This window comes from Helicobacter himalayensis (assembly GCF_001602095.1).
Lineage (GTDB): Bacteria > Campylobacterota > Campylobacteria > Campylobacterales > Helicobacteraceae > Helicobacter_F > Helicobacter_F himalayensis.
Map to the genome: position 1 here is coordinate 1,385,158 of NZ_CP014991.1, position 17,795 is coordinate 1,402,952.

Sequence of the window (17,795 nt, forward strand, 5' to 3'; positions counted from 1 at the left end):
AGCTATTTCTTAAACAAAATAATCTCATACGAGCTTTGCTTGACTTTGACGGAATTTTCCGCCTTGCCCTTAAACTCATCAAGCATAGAATCTAGCTCATCTAAACGCTCTTTAAGACGCAAAATAATATCCACGCCTGCGAGATTGACGCCCAAATCCCTTGTGAGGCGCAAAATCGTTTTAATCTTATCAATATCGCGTTGAGAATACAGACGCATTTTCCCATCAGTGCGCCCGGGCGCGATAAGCCCCTCTTTTTCGTATTGACGCAGGGTTTGGGGATGGATTTCTAAGATTCTCGCTACTACGCTAATGAGATAAACCGGCTCATCGTAGCTATTCATTTTCGCCTCCTAAGTTATTTCTTTTTAACACATCACCTCGCGGGAGTAAATCCCGCCTCTATTCCTTTAATTGTATCGCCTGCACGGGAGTAAATCCCGCTTCGGCTCCGCTTCGCGTGCATACTCAACGTGTTTTGAGGGCTTAGATTCTAAGATTCTGCAACGCTGTTTGGTGGTTTTAGAATCTATTCCTTAAAATTGTATCACCTCGCGCAGTCAAATCGCACTGCGCGCATATATGCTACTTTTCTTAAGTTGATAAGGTTGCAAGATACTATCCTACTCCTTAAGCCCCTCCTGCAACGCCGTTTTGAGACTTTCACTTAACTCCTCTAATTTTGGTAAAATCACATTCACGCGCAGATACAAATCACCAATTTTCTTGCTCTTGCGATTTTTGAGCCCAAGCTCTTTTATACGGAGCTTTTGCCCATTTTTGGTATTTTGCGGAATAGTGAGGGTGAATTCCTTTTGCAATGTTTGGACTTTGATTTTCCCACCAAAAAGCGCAATTTTTAGCGGAATATCAAGCGTTTTTGTCAAATCATCGCCATCTATTTCATACGAATCATTTGGCGCGACACGCACTTTAAGCAGCAAATCACCCACGCCAAATTGCGAGCTTTTGCCCTTGCCTTTTAGGCGGATAGTGTCATTATCGCGCGTGCCCTGCGGGATTTTGATATTAAAATCCCCACCTTTACCCCTGTAATGATAGCTACTACCCTCAATCAAGGTACTTTCAAAAGGAATGGTAATGCTATCGTGCAAGTCATTATCCACCATCTCTTCACCAAAGCCACCAAATCCGCCAAAACCCCCGCGCGAGGTAAAGTTAAAGTTCTGATTTCTGCCCGCACCAAAGCCCCCTTGCCCAAAAATCGAGGCTAAAATATCATCGATATTCATATTCCCCTGCGCGCGGGTGAAATCGTGGAAATTCTGCCCACCAAACATAGAATCCCCAAACTGGTCATACTGCGCCTTTTTCTGTGGATCGCTTAGCACCTCATACGCAGCGTTAATCTCCTTAAACTTCTCCTCCGCGCCCGGGTCCTTATTCACATCAGGGTGGTATTTGCGCGCAAGTTTGCGATAAGCTTTTTTAATCTCATCGCTACTTGCAGATTCTGAAATTTCGAGCGTTTGATACAAACTTTTTGCCATAATAACTCCTTTGGAAAATATGCAGAATTAAAAAAATATATGGAAATTAAGTGGCATTATATCATAAAACTTTAGCTTAGGTTAATCAAGTTTAACGTTTTTCTCTCTAAGTTTCACAACAAAATAAAGTCCTGTGTTATAATGGCGTCGCTTAAGAAAATCCACAACTTAGGAAATCCCGCAATGATACTTAGCATAGAATCTAGCTGCGATGACAGCTCGCTTGCACTTACTTCTTTAGAGACTTGTGAGCTTCTTTTTGCGCGCAAAATCTCACAGGACTTAGCCCACACGCGCTTTGGCGGTGTCGTGCCAGAGATTGCCTCACGTCTTCACGCACAGAATCTCCCGCTTTTATTAGAACAGCTCAAAAATTTTCTTATAGATTTTAGCGCGCAAAGGACATCAAATAATAAGGAAAATCCATTCGCGCCCATTAAAGCCATCGCAGTTACCAACCGCCCCGGTCTTAGTGTAACACTAAGTGAGGGCGTATGTATGGCAAACGCATTGGCGCTAAGTCTCAATATTCCGCTTTTGTATCTCAATCATCTCAAGGGACATATTTACTCGCTTTTCATCGGGCAAATGCAGGCAAAAATCGGCAAAGGACTTGGAATCTTACTTGTGAGTGGCGGGCATACGCAGCTACTTTTAATGCGCGATTTTTCACATATTGCGCTTATTTCTCAAAGCCTTGATGATAGCTTTGGCGAGAGTTTTGACAAAGTGGCAAAAATGCTTTCACTTGGCTATCCGGGCGGGGGAATTGTAGAATCTTTTGCGCGCAAATATGATGGCGCACTTCTCCCTTTGCCACTTCCACTCAAACACGATAAGGGACTAAATTTTAGCTTTTCAGGATTAAAAAATGCCGTGCGCTTAGAAATCCAAAAATACGCAAAAAGCGCAGATTCTACAAAATCCAAAAATGCGCAAAATGCTAAGTATGTGTGTAAAGCGGGATTTGACTGCGCGCAGACGATACCAACTAATGGAATAGAATCTTACCAACCAAACAACATTACAGAATCTTATAATCCAATCAACCAAAAAGCGCCGAGTATGTGCGCGAGCGTAAGCGAGACGAAGCGGGATTCACTCCCGCAAGGCGATACATTAAATGGGATAGAATCTCAAAACCCCCAAACGGCATTGCAGAATCCGCAAAATCTTAGCAATCAAAAAAATATCGAGTATGAATGCGAAGCGGAGACGAGCGGAATTCACTTCCGTGAAGGCGATACATTAAAATGGAATGAAAGCTTTATCGCTCAAATTTGTGCAAGCTTTCAAAGCGCTGCTTGCGCGCATTTGCTTGATAAAACAAGGAAATTTTTTGCGCGCTTTGGTGAAAAATTTGAATATTTTGGCGTAGTTGGCGGAGCGAGCGCAAATCTCACTTTACGCGCACATATAGAATCTCTTTGCAAAGAATTTGGCAAAACACCCCTTTACGCCCCGCTAGAGTTTTGCTCGGATAATGCCGCGATGATGGGACGCCTTGGGATAGAAGCCTATAAGCACGCACTCAAAAATGCACCAAAAAGCCCAGCAGAGCGCACAGCAGGCTTTTCACCACTTAGCGATGCGATTTATCCAAAAAGTTTGCCAGAGGATTTTATTAAAGGGGATTTTATTTCTTAAAAAGATTTAATTACCAAGAATCCTTAAAAATCAACTTTACAACAAAAAATTATAGCGCGTATAAAGATAAGTTTAAGTCAAAGATTATTATAATCCGCCCGCATTTTTTTCTACAAATAAGAGCCTAAAAGAGCCAAGGTTTGGCTAAATACAAGTTTAAATTAGGAGTTCTCTATGGATTCTTTCTCTCATATTTTTTCTCTTCGTAAATATCTTGTGAATTTTTGGAATATCGGCGTGGCGATGATTATACTAGGTGTGCTTTCAGCCGTATATTTCGGAATCTTCGGTGGCGTGTGGGCTGTAACAGGCGAAATGACGCGTTGGGGTGGCGAGTTTTTGGAGCTTTTTGGGGCGGATTTAAGCGGATTTTCTTATTACCAAAAGCAAAATCTTAATGGCACACCACTTACGCGCACTGATGGCATTATGCTTATTGGTATGTTTGTAGGCTGTCTTGTGGCGTCTTTGTGGGCAAATAAAGTAAAGTTCCGCCTGCCAGCTAGCAGAATCCGCGTTTTTCAAGCCATTGTTGGAGGCTTTTTAGCAGGTTTTGGCGCGCGTCTTGCGTTTGGTTGCAACTTGGCAAACTTCTTTACAGGACTTCCTTATTTTTCCTTACATACTTGGGTTTTCACGCTCTTTATGGTTATTGGGATTTATCTTGGTGTAAAAGTGTGTAATATGCCTTTTTTCAAGCCTCGCGCAAAGCTTGTTAGGACAAATGGCAGTGGTTGCGCTATCCCGGTAGATAAAACGCGTGCGAAGCGACATTTTAGCTATGGCATTGTTGTGTTTGCGCTTTTTATCGCGTGGGTGGCGTATCTCATCATTACAAATCCCGCTATTAACCCAAAAGACAAGCAAAGTCTGCTTGCTCTCGCACTTATCTTTGGCTTTACCTTTGGCTTTGTCATCGCAAAAGGGCAGGTATGCTTCACTTCGTGCTTTAGAGATTTGTTTTTATTTGGTAGAGATATTGCGACAAAAGGTGCGATTATTGGGATGATTGCCGCGAGTATCATCGCTTTTGGCTTTGTGCTTCAAGGTGGTGGGGCAAAGGTTATTGAGATAAGCCTTGCGATTGCAGCTGGTGGTTTCTTATTTGGCTTTGGGATTGTGTTTGCCGGAGGTTGCGAGTGCGGGTGGATGTATCGCGCGTGCGAAGGGCAGATGCACTTTGTCATCGCTGGGATTGCAAACATAGTCGGCACTATGGCACTGGCACTAGGTTATGATTATCTACCTAGCGCATTTGTTTCAGGTGTGAAAATCAACCTCCTAGAAGTGTTTGGCAAGCTAGGCGGACTTGGTGTAAATCTCTCTTTGCTCATTGGCACGCTATGCTTGGTGCTAATTTATCGTTACTTTTTCTTTAAAAGGGGTGCTTAAAATGGAGACGCAAATCACTTATTCTATCAATCTACAAGGTGAGGCTTGCCCATATCCTGCCATCGCAACACTTGATGTGTTGCCGGAGCTAAAAAGTGGCGAGGTGCTAGAAGTGCTATGCGACTGCCCGCAGAGCATAAATTCTATCCCACACGATGCCAAAGCGCGTGGATTTGAAGTGCTTCTAATCGAGCAAGATGGTCCAACACTGCGATTTGTCATCAAAAAACCTTAGATTCCATGAAAAAAGCCTTGCAATGACGCGTAGCTTTATTTGTCATTGCACGCGCCACAAAATAATCTCATAAAAATTTAGCTAGCGACAATTATTTGTGCCTTAAATGGTTTTGTGCTACAATCGCGCACATTTTAGATTCTACAAAATGACTAAAGGATATTTGTGAAACCTAACAAACCGCTCAAAATCCTCCAGCTTGGCAAATTCTATCCACCTGATATGGGCGGGATTGAACGCACGATGAGCGATATAGTCGAGGGTATGAATGAGCGCGGGGAGATTTGTGATGTGCTTTGCTCAAACTCTAAGGCTAAATTCTCCCTTGATATAACACCCTCGCATTCTAGAATCTACCGCACAAAAAGCTACGGCTTGCTTGCGCGCACTTCCATAACGCCGCAGATGATTTACTTTTTGCGCGCGTTTTTGAGCGGCTATGACATTATCCATGTGCATTTGCCAGACCCTATGGCAAATCTCGCCCTGCGCCTAAGCAATTTGAAAGATAAAATCATCATTTTGCATTGGCATTCTGACATTATCAAGCAAAAACATCTTTTAAAACTCTACAAACCCCTGCTATCTTGGCTTTTGGAGCGCGCAGATTCTATCATTGCGACAAGTCCAAACTACGTTAGAGAATCTGAATTTCTCAAACTCTACCCAAATAAATGCGCCATTATCCCATCTGGTATTAGCCCACATAGCGCGCTAAAAACGCCAACGCAAAAAGATACAAAACTGCTCTTTGCACTCGGGCGATTTGTAGAATACAAGGGCTTTGAATACGCCATTGGGGCATTAAAGTTTTTGCCCAAAGAATACTGCTTGCTTTTGGGCGGAAGTGGTCCTATGGAAAATGAATTAAAGAAACTTGTGAAAGAATTAGAGCTTGAAAAACGGGTGGAATTTTTGGGCTTCATTGCTGATGAGGAATTGCCTAGATTCTATGAAAAAGTAGGAGTTTTTGTATTATCTTCAATTACAAAAAACGAGGCTTTTGGTCTCGTCCAAATCGAAGCAATGGCGCATAGCGTGCCTGTCGTCTCTTGTGAGATTAAAGGCTCTGGCGTGTCTTTTGTGAATGAAAATGGAGTGAGCGGATTTGTAGTCCCGCCAAAAAATCCGCAAGCCATAGCCCAAGCCGTGCTTACAATCTCGCAAAACTACGATTTTTATGCGACAAACGCCCGCGCGCGTTTTGTGAAGCATTTCACAAAAGACAAAATGCTAGATTCTCTACAAGGGCTTTACTATGAGCTTGTAAAAGCTAAAATAGCCAAAGAGGGGGGGGGGCAGTATGAAGTAATCAAGCATTTCTCCACACACACTACCCTAACCACCACGCAAGGGCTTGCATATGCAGCATAGCCCATTTTTCTCTATCATTATCCCCACTTACAATGTCGAGTGCTACATTGCAAGATGTTTAGAATCTTGCATAAATCAAACCTTTAGTGATATTGAGATTCTCGTTGTTGATGATTGCGGGAGTGATGATTCTATAAAAATCGCGCAGAGTTTTGCAGACAAAGATTCCAGAATCCGCATAATCCATAATCCTCGCAATCTCGGACTCTTTGGCGCACGACTAAGCGGAGAGAAAGAAGCAAGGGGGGAATATATCCTTCCGCTAGATTCTGATGATTATATCGAGCTATGTACCTGCAAAGTCCTCTACCGCGCGATTACACACACCAAAAAAGCACTCAATAATGTAAATTTTATCCCTAATCCTAACCTTGAAAATGTAATTGGGGGGGGGGGCAATATGAGTAAAATCTCTATTGTTATCCCCACTTACAATGTCGAGCACTACATTGCAAGGTGTTTAGAATCTTGCATAAATCAAACCTTTAGTGATATTGAGATTCTCATTGTTGATGACTGCGGGAGTGATGATTCTATAAAAATCGCGCAGAGTTTTGCAGACAAAGATTCCAGAATCCGCATAATCCACAACGCGCAAAATCTAGGAACATTCAACGCTAGATTGGAGGGCATAAAGCACGCTTTAGGGGAATATCTACTATTTTTAGATGCTGATGATTATTTAGAGTTAAACGCGTGCGAGATGGCGTGGGGGAAAGTGGCTGGTCTTGCGAAAAAGGAATTGAGGCAAAATACAGAATCTAGCCAAAGTATGATGGCTGATATTATCCATTTTAAGGCGCATTATTTAGGAGACAAAAACGCGGGTTTTGTGGAAAACTGCAAACATAAGCTTCGCTATCTTTTGCCCACATGCTTTTCGCGCGCTCCACTTCAAAATGAACAAATCGCGTATAATTTTTTCCTTAAAAGCAAGCAGTTTCCCAAATTCACCCTTTGGGATAAATGCTACAAGACAAGCTTGCTTAGGCAAAGTGCGATGTATATTGAGCATATCACAAATCCGCTGACGATGGCAGAAGATATGCTGAAGTTTTTTGTCATCGCAAACCTTGCAAAAAGCTATGTGAGCGTTAATAAGCGACTTTATTTCTACGCACTAAATTCCACTTCTGCTACGCAAAATACGCGTAATACGCACAAAAAAATCGATGATATGTGTTTCATAGCGCAATATTTGCGGGATTTAAGCAAAGGTAGGCTAGCAATTACACTTAGCACAACATCAAATTTTTTAGAACCTATCGCAACGCGTATGAGTTACAATCTTTGCGCGCTTATCGTGCTAGAGCTTAGAATCTGCCAAAAAGATGAAATCGCAAATGTTTTAGACGCGCTAGATTTTAACGCGTTTCAAACCTCCACTCAAACTCTTGCGTCCCCACAAGGCAGTGAAATGCCAATAAGGGGGGGGGGCAATGCAATGTTTAGAGAAGCAATACGCCAAACATATTGCGCTATTGCGTCTCAATGCGCACGCACTCCTTTATCGCAATCCGCGCACCCACGCCTCACGCGCACATTCTCACACTGCGCACGCTGGGCTTACCAACGCCTACAATCCGCGCGCAAAAATCTTTCTCAAGCTCGCGCGCTTCTTTGGCAAATCGCCTTATGTCGCATCGTGCATACTTTCGCTTATGTATTGGAATCGCGCTTTAACCTATATGCGCTTGCTTGGATTTATCCTCACATTTGGCAAGGTGAAATTCTAAAATCTCGATTTTGCACCTCGATACCAGAGGTGCGCTGTGCGTAAAATCTCTATTATCACAGCGACTTTTAACTCTGCAAAAACTCTATGCGCAACGTTAGATTCTGTGTTGAAGCAGGATTATACAAATATAGAGCATATTATCATTGATGGCAAAAGTAGCGATAATACGCTTGCTATCGCACAAAGTTATAAAAAGCTTTATGCAAACAAGGGTTTTGAGTTTAAGATTTTTAGTGAGCGCGATAATGGCATTTATGATGCGATGAATAAGGGCTTAGCCCGCGCCACCGGTGAGATAATAGGATTTTTAAATTCTGATGATTTTTTCGCAAGTAAATATATTGCAAGCCTCATTGCGTGGGGTTTTGCAAAGCCAACAAATGATATAGAAATAATTTACGCCAACATAAATTATGTAAATAATTCCTTGCAAACACAGAGAATCTTGCGCGGAAAACCTTTTAGCCCGCTTTCTTTCAAGCTAGGATTCCACCCACCACACCCTAGCTTTTATGCTAAAAAAGAATTGTTTGTGCGCTATGGGGGATTTAAGCTTCAGTATAAAATCGCAAGTGACTATGAACTAATGCTGCGATTTTTGCAAAAATATCGCGCAAAAAGTCTCTATATCGATGAATGCTTTGTCAAAATGCGCTTAGGTGGCGCATCAAATGCAAGCGTGGCTAATATCTTGCGCGCGAATATGGAATGCTTTAAAAGTTGGCAAGAAAATGCTTTAAGCAAATTTCCATTGTTTGTGGTTTTGAAACCATTGCATAAATGCTTTGATGTGTTTAAGAATCTGATAGATTCCAACAAGGGGGGGGGGCAATATGAAGTAATCCTTTGGCTTTCCCAAACACTGCCTTTTTCAATCAATCACAAAATAAATTTTTTACACTCCACATCACAGATGCAAGAGGTGCGCTGTGCGTAAGGTGTATTTTTGGCTACTCGGAGAATGTGATTGTGAGAATCCAAGCGCGATAAAGGAAGAGCAAATCGCGCAGTGGGAGCGTGAGGGCATTGTAAAATATCTAGGCTTTAGCTCTGATGTGCGAGAAATAATCGCGCAAAGCTCGTGTGTCGTATTGCCTAGCTTTTATAAAGAAGGTGTCCCGCGCATTTTGCTAGAAGCTATGAGCATGGGAAAACCCATCATCACAACAAATGTGAGTGGTTGCAAGGAATGTGCCAAGCCGCCCTTTGAAAATCTAAAAAATTTCACCCTTAGCGCAAACGCAATCCTTATCCCAACAAAAGACTCTCACGCGCTCTATCAAGCCTGCGCCTATCTCGCACAAAACCCACTCAAAGCCTTGCATTTAGGGCAAAATGCGCGTGAGTATGTCATCGCTCGTTTTGAAATCTCACATATCATTAAGCACTACAAAAACGCCCTATTATCGCTGATGGCACAAAACACGCAAGAATTTGCAGAATCTCGCCATAGAATCCTAGATTCCCATCAATCAAAAAGCGTTGATTGTGCGCTTAAAGAAATAGAATCTACAAAGCCAAAACTCGCCTTTATCTCAAACACTACGCAAGGTATGCTAAATTTTCGCCTTGAAGTGCTTGTAACATTGCAAAATATAGGCTATGAAATCCACATTCTCGCACCATTATTTGAAAACTCTAAAAACACAGAAAGCACGCAAGATACAAGAAACACAACCTCATCGCAGTTCAATAACGCAAGCAAGCATCTTTTGAAATATGACTTTAACTTGCACAATATCACCATAGATTCTAAAGGGCTCAATCCCTTGCGCGACACTAAGTCGATGATTGAAATTTATCGCTTGCTTAAGAGTTTGCGCCCACAAATGATTTTTAACTACACAATTAAGCCTGTGATTTATGGCTCTCTTGCGAGTAATATACTAAAAACCCCAAATATCGCGGTAATCACAGGGCTTGGGTATGTGTTTATAGGTGATGGGCTCAAAAAGCGTCTGTTGCGCGCGCTTGTGTGCAAAATGTATAAAATAGCGCTCAGAAAAACGACTCAAGTATGGTTTCTCAATCTCGATGACAAGGCAGAATTTTTAGCGCGCAAAATAATTGCACCAAATCGCGCATTTTTGCTTGATAGCGAGGGTGTGGATACAGAATTTTTCCATCCGAATTTTAAGACAGAATCCAAAGGGTTTAAAACAGAATCTAGCGCAAATTCTAAAGATTCTAAAAGATATTTCGCTAACGCTCAATATGACAAAACTAAGGCTTGTCATATTGAGCCCCCTTGTCATTCTGAGCCACTTTGTCATTCTGAGCGAAGCGAAGAATCCAAAGACCCTAAAGAGCCTTTTATCTTTTTGCTTGCTGCAAGAATGCTTTGGGATAAGGGCGTGGGTGAATTTGTAGAAGCCGCGCGTATGCTAAAAAATGAGCTAGAAAATGCAATAAGGGGGGGGGGATATACAATAAGATTTTATCTTCTGGGCGCACAAAGCGCACAGAATCCAAGCGCGATAAAGGAAGAGCAAATCGCGCAGTGGGAGCGTGAGGGCATTGTAAAATATCTAGGCTTTAGCTCTGATGTGCGAGAAATAATCGCGCAAAGCTCGTGTGTCGTATTGCCTAGCTATCGTGAGGGCGTGCCAATGAGCCTGCTAGAGGCAATGAGTATGGGTAAGCCCATCATCGCAAGCAACGCGCCGGGTTGCAAAGAGGTAGTAATACAAGGACACAACGGCTTTTTGTGCGATACAAAAAGTGCGCAAAGCCTATATCTTGCTATGCGCCTTATGCTTGCCTTAAGCAACGAACAAAGAACAATTTTAGGGGCGAACTCTCGCAAATTAGCCACTGCGCGCTATAACAAGCAAAAAATTATCGCGCATTATACAAATACGTTGGAAAATGCAATAAGGGGGGGGGGATATGAAGTAAAACCCCTTTTCCTCACATACCACTACCCTCTTTTATCTACTCTCACTCCTTGCAATAATCCTACACCTTTGGCTAGCTAATGAAACCCAAATTGTTACTGCTCGCCTCAAGGTTTCCTTATCCACTTATTGGTGGAGACAGGATAAAGCTCTTTGCTACATTAGAGATTCTCTCTTGTAAATATGAAGTGTATTTTGTGCTTATCTCTCACACCGCCTTAAGCAAAGAGGACATAGCGCGTATTGAGCCATTATGCAAGGAATTAAAGATTTTTTACAAATCCAAATTCTCTTCTTACCTCAAGGCGTTTCGTGCGATTTTTAGTGGGGAAAGCCTGCAGGTGGGGTATTATTACTTTAGTGATGTGGCACATTTTATAAATACACTTTTGCAAAAAGAACAAATTAATATTGCTATAAGTGTGCTTATCCGCACTGCCAAATATATGCTTGATAAAAACCTAGCAGTTAATATTGTTGATATTACAGATTCTATTGCCATTAACTATAAGCGATCTATGAAAAACACACAATCACTATTTTGGAAATCCATCTATTTTATAGAATCTAGACGTCTGGCGCACTTTGAAACCAAATGCGTAGAAAGCTTTGATGCAAGCTTATTTGTAAATAAATTTGAAGCTCTAGCCTATAAAGATAAAGGCAATGCTATCCTTATACCTCACGGGAGCAATGAAGCACTTCTCAACTACACACCAAATACAAAAAAGCAAGCGCAATATAAAAATGCAATTTGCTTTTTTGGCAAGATGGATTATCAACCAAATATCGATGCGTGTCTTTATTTCGCGCATAAAGTAATGCCGCTCTTAGCACAAAGCAAGCACAAATTCCGCTTTCTCATTATAGGAGCAAATCCTAGTGAAAAGATTCTCTCTTTACAAAGCACACAAACCCAAATACTTGGATTTGTGCAAGATCCTTATGAGATTCTAAGCAATGCACTTTGTATTGTAGCACCTATGCAAAGTGGTGGAGGAATCCAAAACAAAATCTTAGAATCCTTAGCTCTTGGGCAAATCGTAGTTACTAATAATCTTGGAGCAAATCCAATCTACCAAGCTAAAGACAAGGAACATTTATTGCTGGCAAATACGCCACAAGAGTTTGCAGATGTAATCTTGCAAATAGTAATCGCTTTGGTGGGTTGGTGCTTAATGCCACGATTTCACTTTTTGTGCATTGCACTATCATAGAGCGTGATGACAAAAAGATATATTTTGAAAGCACAGATTCTAAACAATCCACCCTCCTCCCACTCTCAAACACACTCCCTTTAGAGGGTGATATGTTACTATATAAGGGCATTTATAATAGGCTTATGAATATTGCCCCCCCCCCACTAGAGGTTTCTCGCTTTATACATACTCTGATGTGCCTAGTGGTAGCGGGCTTGGTGGTAGCTCTACACTTGTTGTGGCTATTATCAAGGCATTTAGTGAATGGCTCAACCTCCCACTTGGCGAGTATGATATAGCCAAACTTGCCTATGAAATAGAACGCGAGGATATAGGTATAGTAGGTGGGGCGCAAGATCAATATGCGGCTACTTTTGGTGGCTTTAACTTTATGGAATTCTACGAACAAAAACGCGTAATAGTCAATCCCTTACGCGTGAAAAACTATATCATAAACGAACTTGAAGAATCTATGGTGCTGTATTTCACCAATATCACACGCAAAGCCTCTCTTATAGAAGAAGAGAAAAAATCCTGTCTCCAAAAAGAACAATCCATGCTTGCTATGCATTCTCTTAAGCAAGATTGCCTAGAAATGAAAGAGGCATTGCTTAAAGGCGAAATCAAAAGGCTTGGATATATCCTTGGAAAGTCGTGGGAGCACAAAAAGCAAGTAACTAAAAATATTAGCAATAGCCATATTGAGCTAATCTATGATACTGCTATGCAAAATGGAGCATATAGCGGTAAAATTAGTGGGGCTGGTGGTGGTGGCTTTATGTTTTTCTTCACCCAACCACAAAACAAAAAGAATCTTATAGATGCGCTTGATATGCTAGATGGTAAGGTAGTGCCATTTAGCTTTGTTAAAGCAGGTATGCTTGGGTGGAGAATCTATGAATAAAAACTCCAAACAAATAGAGTGTATAATCCTAGCTGGTGGGCTTGGCACACGATTACGAAGTATGATAGGGGACGAGATTCCAAAACCTATGGCTAAGATTAATGGCTTGCCATTTTTAGAGATTTTATTACATCAGTGCGCACAGAGTGGGTTGAAACATATCATATTAAGCACAGGATACAAGGCTGAGCGTATCAAGGAATATTTTGGAGCAAATTTTTTAGGTCTTACTCTTAGCTATTGTAGAGAATCTAGCCCACTTGGCACAGGTGGGGCAATCAAAAATGCCCTTTTATCTTGCGCTAGCAAATATGTCCTTGTGCTTAATGGCGATAGTTTTTTAGATATTAACTTAGGTGAATTTTTTATTCATACTAGCGCACAAATGCAGAAAGATAAAAGCCTGCTTTCTATGGCACTTAAAGCCCTAGAAAATACGCGTTATGGAGGAGTCAAGCTAGATTCTAAAGGTATTATTACACATTTTTCTCCCTGTGATTCAAACCTCATAAATGCTGGAATCTACTGCATAGATTCACATATTTTCAAAAATTTTGACTTAAATGAGTGCTTTAGCTTTGAGAAATTTATCCAAGAGCATTGCCCAGACATTAAGCCTTTGGGGTTTATCAAAGATTCAGAATTTATTGATATTGGAGTGCCACAAGATTACACAAAAGCACAAAGATTTTTTGCAAATCTTAAAAACACAAAGTCTTTGTCTTGTTCTCATACTTTACTTAAAAATTAAAGAGGAGAGTTAGGCGAACTCGCGGAATTAGCCACTGCGCCAAACAAGCAAAAAATTATCACGCATTTATTAAATATGCTAAAAACCACCCTATAAAATCCCTTAATTTTTCAGCACTGCGCTTACACGCGCTAAAGAATCCCTTTGTGCCAACGATAAGCGCACTATGGAATCTTCTATCCCACCCAAAGAATGTGGCACACTCGCCTTAAGGCACACCATATCAAGCGCACCCATCTCCACACGCTCCCCGCCCACTTCAAACCAAATATTCCCGCAAAGCACCTGCACGCTAATATCAAAAGGTGCTTTATGCTCTTTCATCACACCATTTTTCGCAAGCAAAATCTGTATCTCTTTTGCGTTAGAATTCTGCACTAGCACCTGCACTTTCACGCCATCTTTTTCAAACGCACCTTCACTCCATCGCACAATCTCCATAATCCACTCCTTAAATGTTTTTACAAATACAACAACGCGCGCTAACTTTAGAAAAAACAATAAAATATAGTAATTGGTAATTTTTACGACTTGTAGTTTGTAGAAAATTGCAAATGGTGGCTTGAGGCGGAATCGAACCACCGACACGAAGATTTTCAGTCTTCTGCTCTACCGACTGAGCTATCAAGCCAAAAAGAAGCGCGATTATAGAATCTAATGCTTAAAATTACGCTTAAATTAATAAAAATTCGTGCATTTTTGCTCTCTTAAGCTATCAAGCACTTTCAATCCCCCACCACGCATAACATAAAAATACCCCCAGCCATTATAGTTGCTCTTACTCAATACTTTTGCTGCCATTTTATGGATACTTAGAATCTCATTATCCCTAATATCCTGCACTTTGTTAGATTCTAAAAGTCTGCAAATAGGCTGTCCTTTTCTATCATAAAATACCTCGCCTAGCTCTAAAAATTTAGCATGAATGAGCTCTTGCAGACTGACTTTGGGGGGGGGGCTTAGATTCTAGCTTGCCACTGCTTATAGCATTTGGCAGAAAGGTTACAGAACCTATGCGCTTTTTTGCTAACTCTATATAGCTTTTTTCACGCTCGATTCCTAAAAAATTGCGTCCAAATCTTTTAGCCACAGCGCCTGTTGTCCCACTCCCAAAAAATGGGTCAAGCACCAAATCGCCCTCTTTTGAGCTAGAAAGTATAACGCGCTCCAATAAACCTTCAGGCTTTTGCGTGGAATGCGCCTTTTTCCCATCCTCATTCTTTAGTCGCTCACTACCGGTGCAGATTCCTATTTCCCAAATCGAACGCATTTGTTTGTTATTATTGTAAGCTTTCATACTTTTATAATTAAAAGTATATTTTGCATTTTTGTCTTTAGCGCACCAAAGCAGGCTCTCGTGAGCGTTGCAGAAGCGATTCCCACGAAAATTTGGCACAGGATTGCTTTTTGCCCATACAATATCATTGAGTACCCAAAATCCCAAATTTTGCATAATGTAGCCCAAACGATAAATATTATGAAAACTCCCAATCACCCATATTGAGCCACTTTTCTTAAGCACACGGCGACATTCTTTAAGCCAAGCTTCACTAAATCTATCATAATCTTTCAAGTCTTCAAATTTATCCCAAGCATCATCACAACCACTAAACGCATTCCCCTCCACGCGCAAAAGTGCGCCATTTGTTTGCATAAAGTATGGCGGGTCTGCAAAGATCAAATCTACACTTTCACTCTCTAAGCTTTTTAGAATCTCAATGCAGTCGCCTTGCAAAATGGTATTGACAGACGTGGTATTTAGCGTTTCCAAAGGCATTTAAATGCTAAAGCCTCTCCACAATCGCCTTAGTATCACGCGCAATGACAAGCTCCTCATTTGTAGGCACAACGCACACTTTCACCTTAGAATCTGATGTAGAGATGATAGCCTCCTTGCCACACACTTTATTTGCCTCATTATCAAGCTTCACACCCAAAAAGTCCAAATGCTCCACAATCATACCGCGTATAAACTGCGCGTTTTCACCCACACCAGCGCAAAAGCTAATCGCATCAACGCCAATAAGCACCGCGCAAAATGAACCAATATATTTCACCACACGATACGCAAAAGCCGCACGCGCAAGCTTCGCGCGCTCATTTCCCTTCAAATCCGCATCAAGCAAATCCCTAAAATCACTCGAAATCCCAGAAATCCCCAAAACTCCAGATTTTTTATTCAAAATATTCACAATCGCCTTAGTATTAAGCCCTTCCCTATCAGCAATGTAATCCAAAATCGCCGGGTCCAAATCCCCGCTCCTCGTCCCCATAATAAGCCCCTCAAGCGGTGTAAGTCCCATACTCGTATCAATACACTTGCCATTTTTAATCGCAGAAATCGATGAACCATTTCCAAGATGACAAACAATAATCTTAGAATTTTGCAAATCAAGCCCCAAAAATTCCGCTGTGCGCTGTGAGACATATTTATGACTTGTCCCGTGGAAGCCATATTTGCGCACCTTGTGCTTTTCATACCATTCATAAGGCACGCCATACATAAAGGCTTTTGGCGGGATACTCTGATGAAATGCCGTGTCAAAAACCGCCACCATAGGTGTTTTTGGCATAATTTCGTGACAAGCTCTAATCCCCATTAAATGCGCAGGATTATGCAAAGGTGCGAGCGCAGAGCAATCATTAATATTTTTTATCACCTCATCATCAATAAGCACAGATTCTTTAAAGTATTCACCCCCATGCACAATCCTATGCCCCACCGCTGCAATCTCATCAAGCGTGCTAATCGTGCCAGAATCCGTGAGAGTTTTTAGCACAAGAGAAATCGCTTCTGAATGATTAAGAATGCGCGTTTCTTGCGTCTTTTTCACTCCATCTTTGCCCTTATACTGCAACACACTTCCTTCAATCCCTATCCTATCACAAATCCCAGATGCAAGGAGTTTCTCGGTATTTGCATCAATGAGCTGAAATTTTAATGACGAACTGCCACAATTTATAACTAGAATATTCATCTTTACTCCTTTAATATATCCTCTTTGTGCGAGCAAATCGCCTTTCGCCCTCGCTAAGGCTTCGCTTTCGCGCACATACTTAAAAACCTTTTTTGATACTTACAAAATGCCTACTGCTTGCAAAACTGATGATTTTACCGCACCGCTTGCAATGCTGTGATTGCCACCACGCCGACAATATCCTCTGCACTGCAACCTCGCGATAAATCATTCACCGGCGCGCTCAAGCCCTGCGTGATAGGACCATATGCCTGCGCCTTTGCTAAACGTTGCACAAGCTTGTAACCGATATTTCCAGAATCTAAATCCGGAAACACAAGCACATTTGCCCTCCCAGCAACACTTGAACCTTTTGCCTTAGATTCTCCCACGCTTGGCACGATAGCCGCATCAAGTTGCAATTCCCCATCAAGCGCAAGCTCGGGGCTTAGTTTTTTTGCAAGTTGCGTGGCTTGCACCACCTTATCAACATCTGTATGCGAGGCACTGCCATAAGTTGAGTGGCTTAACATTCCCACATAAGGCGTTTGTCCTAAAAGTGTTTGAAAGCTTTTTGCAGAATCTAGCGCGATATAGGCAAGCTCCTCACTGCTAGGATTCTGACAAAGTCCGCAATCTGCAAAAACAAAGCCCCCGTTATAGCCATATTCACAATCAGGCACAATCATAATAAAAAAACTTGAAACAATCTTAGAATCCTGCGCCTTGCCAATAATCTGCAAACTCGCGCGCAGCACATCAGAAGTCGCGTTGATAGCGCCTGCTACCATACCATCAGCCCTTTTACTTTTCACAAGCGCCACGCCAAAATACAGCGGATTCTTGAGTAATTCCGCAGCTTTTTGAGAATCCATCCCCTTATACTTGCGCAATTCCACAAAAAGCGCGATAAACTCCTCCAACAAGTTAGAATCTTCGCTATCCACAAACTCCGCCCGCGATAAATCCAGCCCCAAACTCTCCGCACGCTTTAACAACGTCTCTTTTTTCCCGATAAGAATAATCTTTGCAAAATCTTCTTGCAGGACTAAATGCGCGGCTTTAAGCGTACGCTCATCGCTACTTTCAGGCAAAACGATTGTTTTTTTCGCCCCCTTAGCTCGTGCCTTGAATGCTTCTAAAATCTCCATTTTTCCCTCCTTAATCAAAACCTTTCTACATACTAAGCT

At 41.7% G+C, this 17,795-nt stretch carries 13 protein-coding genes, 1 tRNA gene and 4 pseudogenes; 11 read left to right on the top strand and 7 right to left on the bottom strand.

Translation table 11 applies throughout. The features are described 5' to 3' along the window. Positions 1 to 2: 2 nt before the first annotated feature. Positions 3 to 344 carry a heat shock protein transcriptional repressor HspR gene (locus tag A3217_RS06650; RefSeq protein WP_066389062.1) on the bottom strand — a complete coding sequence of 114 codons (342 nt, stop codon included), beginning with the start codon at positions 342 to 344 and terminating at the stop codon, positions 3 to 5. 279 nt (positions 345 to 623) lie between these two features. After that, positions 624 to 1,511 (bottom strand): DnaJ C-terminal domain-containing protein, encoded by an 888-nt coding sequence (locus A3217_RS06655; RefSeq protein ID WP_066389063.1) that lies wholly within the window; start codon positions 1,509 to 1,511, stop codon positions 624 to 626. 183 nt (positions 1,512 to 1,694) lie between these two features. Here A3217_RS06655 and tsaD point away from each other — a divergent pair, with 183 nt between their 5' ends. The 11 genes and pseudogenes from tsaD to A3217_RS06705 all read left to right on the top strand — a co-directional run bounded on the left by tsaD (position 1,695) and on the right by A3217_RS06705 (position 13,648). Further along, the gene (gene tsaD / locus A3217_RS09630) at positions 1,695 to 3,158 is read left to right on the top strand and encodes a tRNA (adenosine(37)-N6)-threonylcarbamoyltransferase complex transferase subunit TsaD (RefSeq protein WP_066389064.1); all 1,464 of its coding nucleotides are present in this window, start codon (positions 1,695 to 1,697) and stop codon (positions 3,156 to 3,158) included. Positions 3,159 to 3,332: 174 nt separating this feature from the next. Continuing rightward, complete coding sequence (gene yedE / locus A3217_RS06665; protein ID WP_066389065.1) at positions 3,333 to 4,550, top strand: selenium metabolism membrane protein YedE/FdhT; 1,218 nt, start codon at positions 3,333 to 3,335, stop codon at positions 4,548 to 4,550. Between the two features lies 1 nt (position 4,551). Next, positions 4,552 to 4,785 (top strand): sulfurtransferase-like selenium metabolism protein YedF, encoded by a 234-nt coding sequence (yedF, locus tag A3217_RS06670; RefSeq protein WP_066389066.1) that lies wholly within the window; start codon positions 4,552 to 4,554, stop codon positions 4,783 to 4,785. 165 nt (positions 4,786 to 4,950) lie between these two features. Then, a complete protein-coding gene (locus tag A3217_RS06675; protein ID WP_066389067.1) occupies positions 4,951 to 6,159 on the top strand; it encodes a glycosyltransferase in 1,209 nt (402 codons plus the stop codon). After that, positions 6,149 to 6,490: pseudogene (locus A3217_RS08830) on the top strand (glycosyltransferase family 2 protein); the annotation flags it as partial. The gene A3217_RS06675 and the pseudogene A3217_RS08830, both read left to right, overlap by 11 nt. 69 nt (positions 6,491 to 6,559) lie before the next feature. Continuing rightward, positions 6,560 to 6,862: pseudogene (locus A3217_RS09695) on the top strand (glycosyltransferase family 2 protein); the annotation flags it as partial. A 1,069-nt stretch (positions 6,863 to 7,931) separates the two neighbouring features. Then, the gene (locus A3217_RS06685) at positions 7,932 to 8,834 is read left to right on the top strand and encodes a glycosyltransferase family 2 protein (protein ID WP_066389070.1); all 903 of its coding nucleotides are present in this window, start codon (positions 7,932 to 7,934) and stop codon (positions 8,832 to 8,834) included. Beyond that, positions 8,827 to 10,875 carry a glycosyltransferase gene (locus A3217_RS06690; protein WP_066389071.1) on the top strand — a complete coding sequence of 683 codons (2,049 nt, stop codon included), beginning with the start codon at positions 8,827 to 8,829 and terminating at the stop codon, positions 10,873 to 10,875. Before A3217_RS06685 ends, A3217_RS06690 begins: the two co-directional genes overlap by 8 nt. 437 nt (positions 10,876 to 11,312) lie before the next feature. Beyond that, positions 11,313 to 12,011: a glycosyltransferase family 4 protein gene (locus A3217_RS09550; protein ID WP_257722287.1), complete on the top strand. Its 699-nt coding sequence runs from the start codon at positions 11,313 to 11,315 to the stop codon at positions 12,009 to 12,011. Then, a pseudogene (locus A3217_RS06700) lies at positions 11,948 to 12,897 on the top strand (GHMP family kinase ATP-binding protein); the annotation flags it as partial. The gene A3217_RS09550 and the pseudogene A3217_RS06700, both read left to right, overlap by 64 nt. Further along, positions 12,890 to 13,648 carry a nucleotidyltransferase family protein gene (locus A3217_RS06705; RefSeq protein ID WP_066389075.1) on the top strand — a complete coding sequence of 253 codons (759 nt, stop codon included), beginning with the start codon at positions 12,890 to 12,892 and terminating at the stop codon, positions 13,646 to 13,648. The pseudogene A3217_RS06700 and the gene A3217_RS06705, both read left to right, overlap by 8 nt. Before the next feature lie 102 nt (positions 13,649 to 13,750). Here A3217_RS06705 and A3217_RS06710 read toward each other — a convergent pair whose 3' ends face one another. The 5 genes and pseudogenes from A3217_RS06710 to pta form a co-directional block, all read right to left on the bottom strand. Beyond that, the gene (locus A3217_RS06710; protein ID WP_066389077.1) at positions 13,751 to 14,089 is read right to left on the bottom strand and encodes a cupin domain-containing protein; all 339 of its coding nucleotides are present in this window, start codon (positions 14,087 to 14,089) and stop codon (positions 13,751 to 13,753) included. A gap of 114 nt (positions 14,090 to 14,203) precedes the next feature. Then, positions 14,204 to 14,279: transfer RNA gene (locus tag A3217_RS06715), tRNA-Phe, on the bottom strand. A gap of 47 nt (positions 14,280 to 14,326) precedes the next feature. Beyond that, a pseudogene (locus A3217_RS06720) lies at positions 14,327 to 15,425 on the bottom strand (DNA-methyltransferase). Between the two features lie 7 nt (positions 15,426 to 15,432). Then, the gene (locus A3217_RS06725; RefSeq protein ID WP_066389772.1) at positions 15,433 to 16,626 is read right to left on the bottom strand and encodes an acetate/propionate family kinase; all 1,194 of its coding nucleotides are present in this window, start codon (positions 16,624 to 16,626) and stop codon (positions 15,433 to 15,435) included. 134 nt (positions 16,627 to 16,760) lie between these two features. Continuing rightward, positions 16,761 to 17,756 (bottom strand): phosphate acetyltransferase, encoded by a 996-nt coding sequence (gene pta / locus A3217_RS06730; protein WP_066389078.1) that lies wholly within the window; start codon positions 17,754 to 17,756, stop codon positions 16,761 to 16,763. Positions 17,757 to 17,795: the final 39 nt, after the last annotated feature.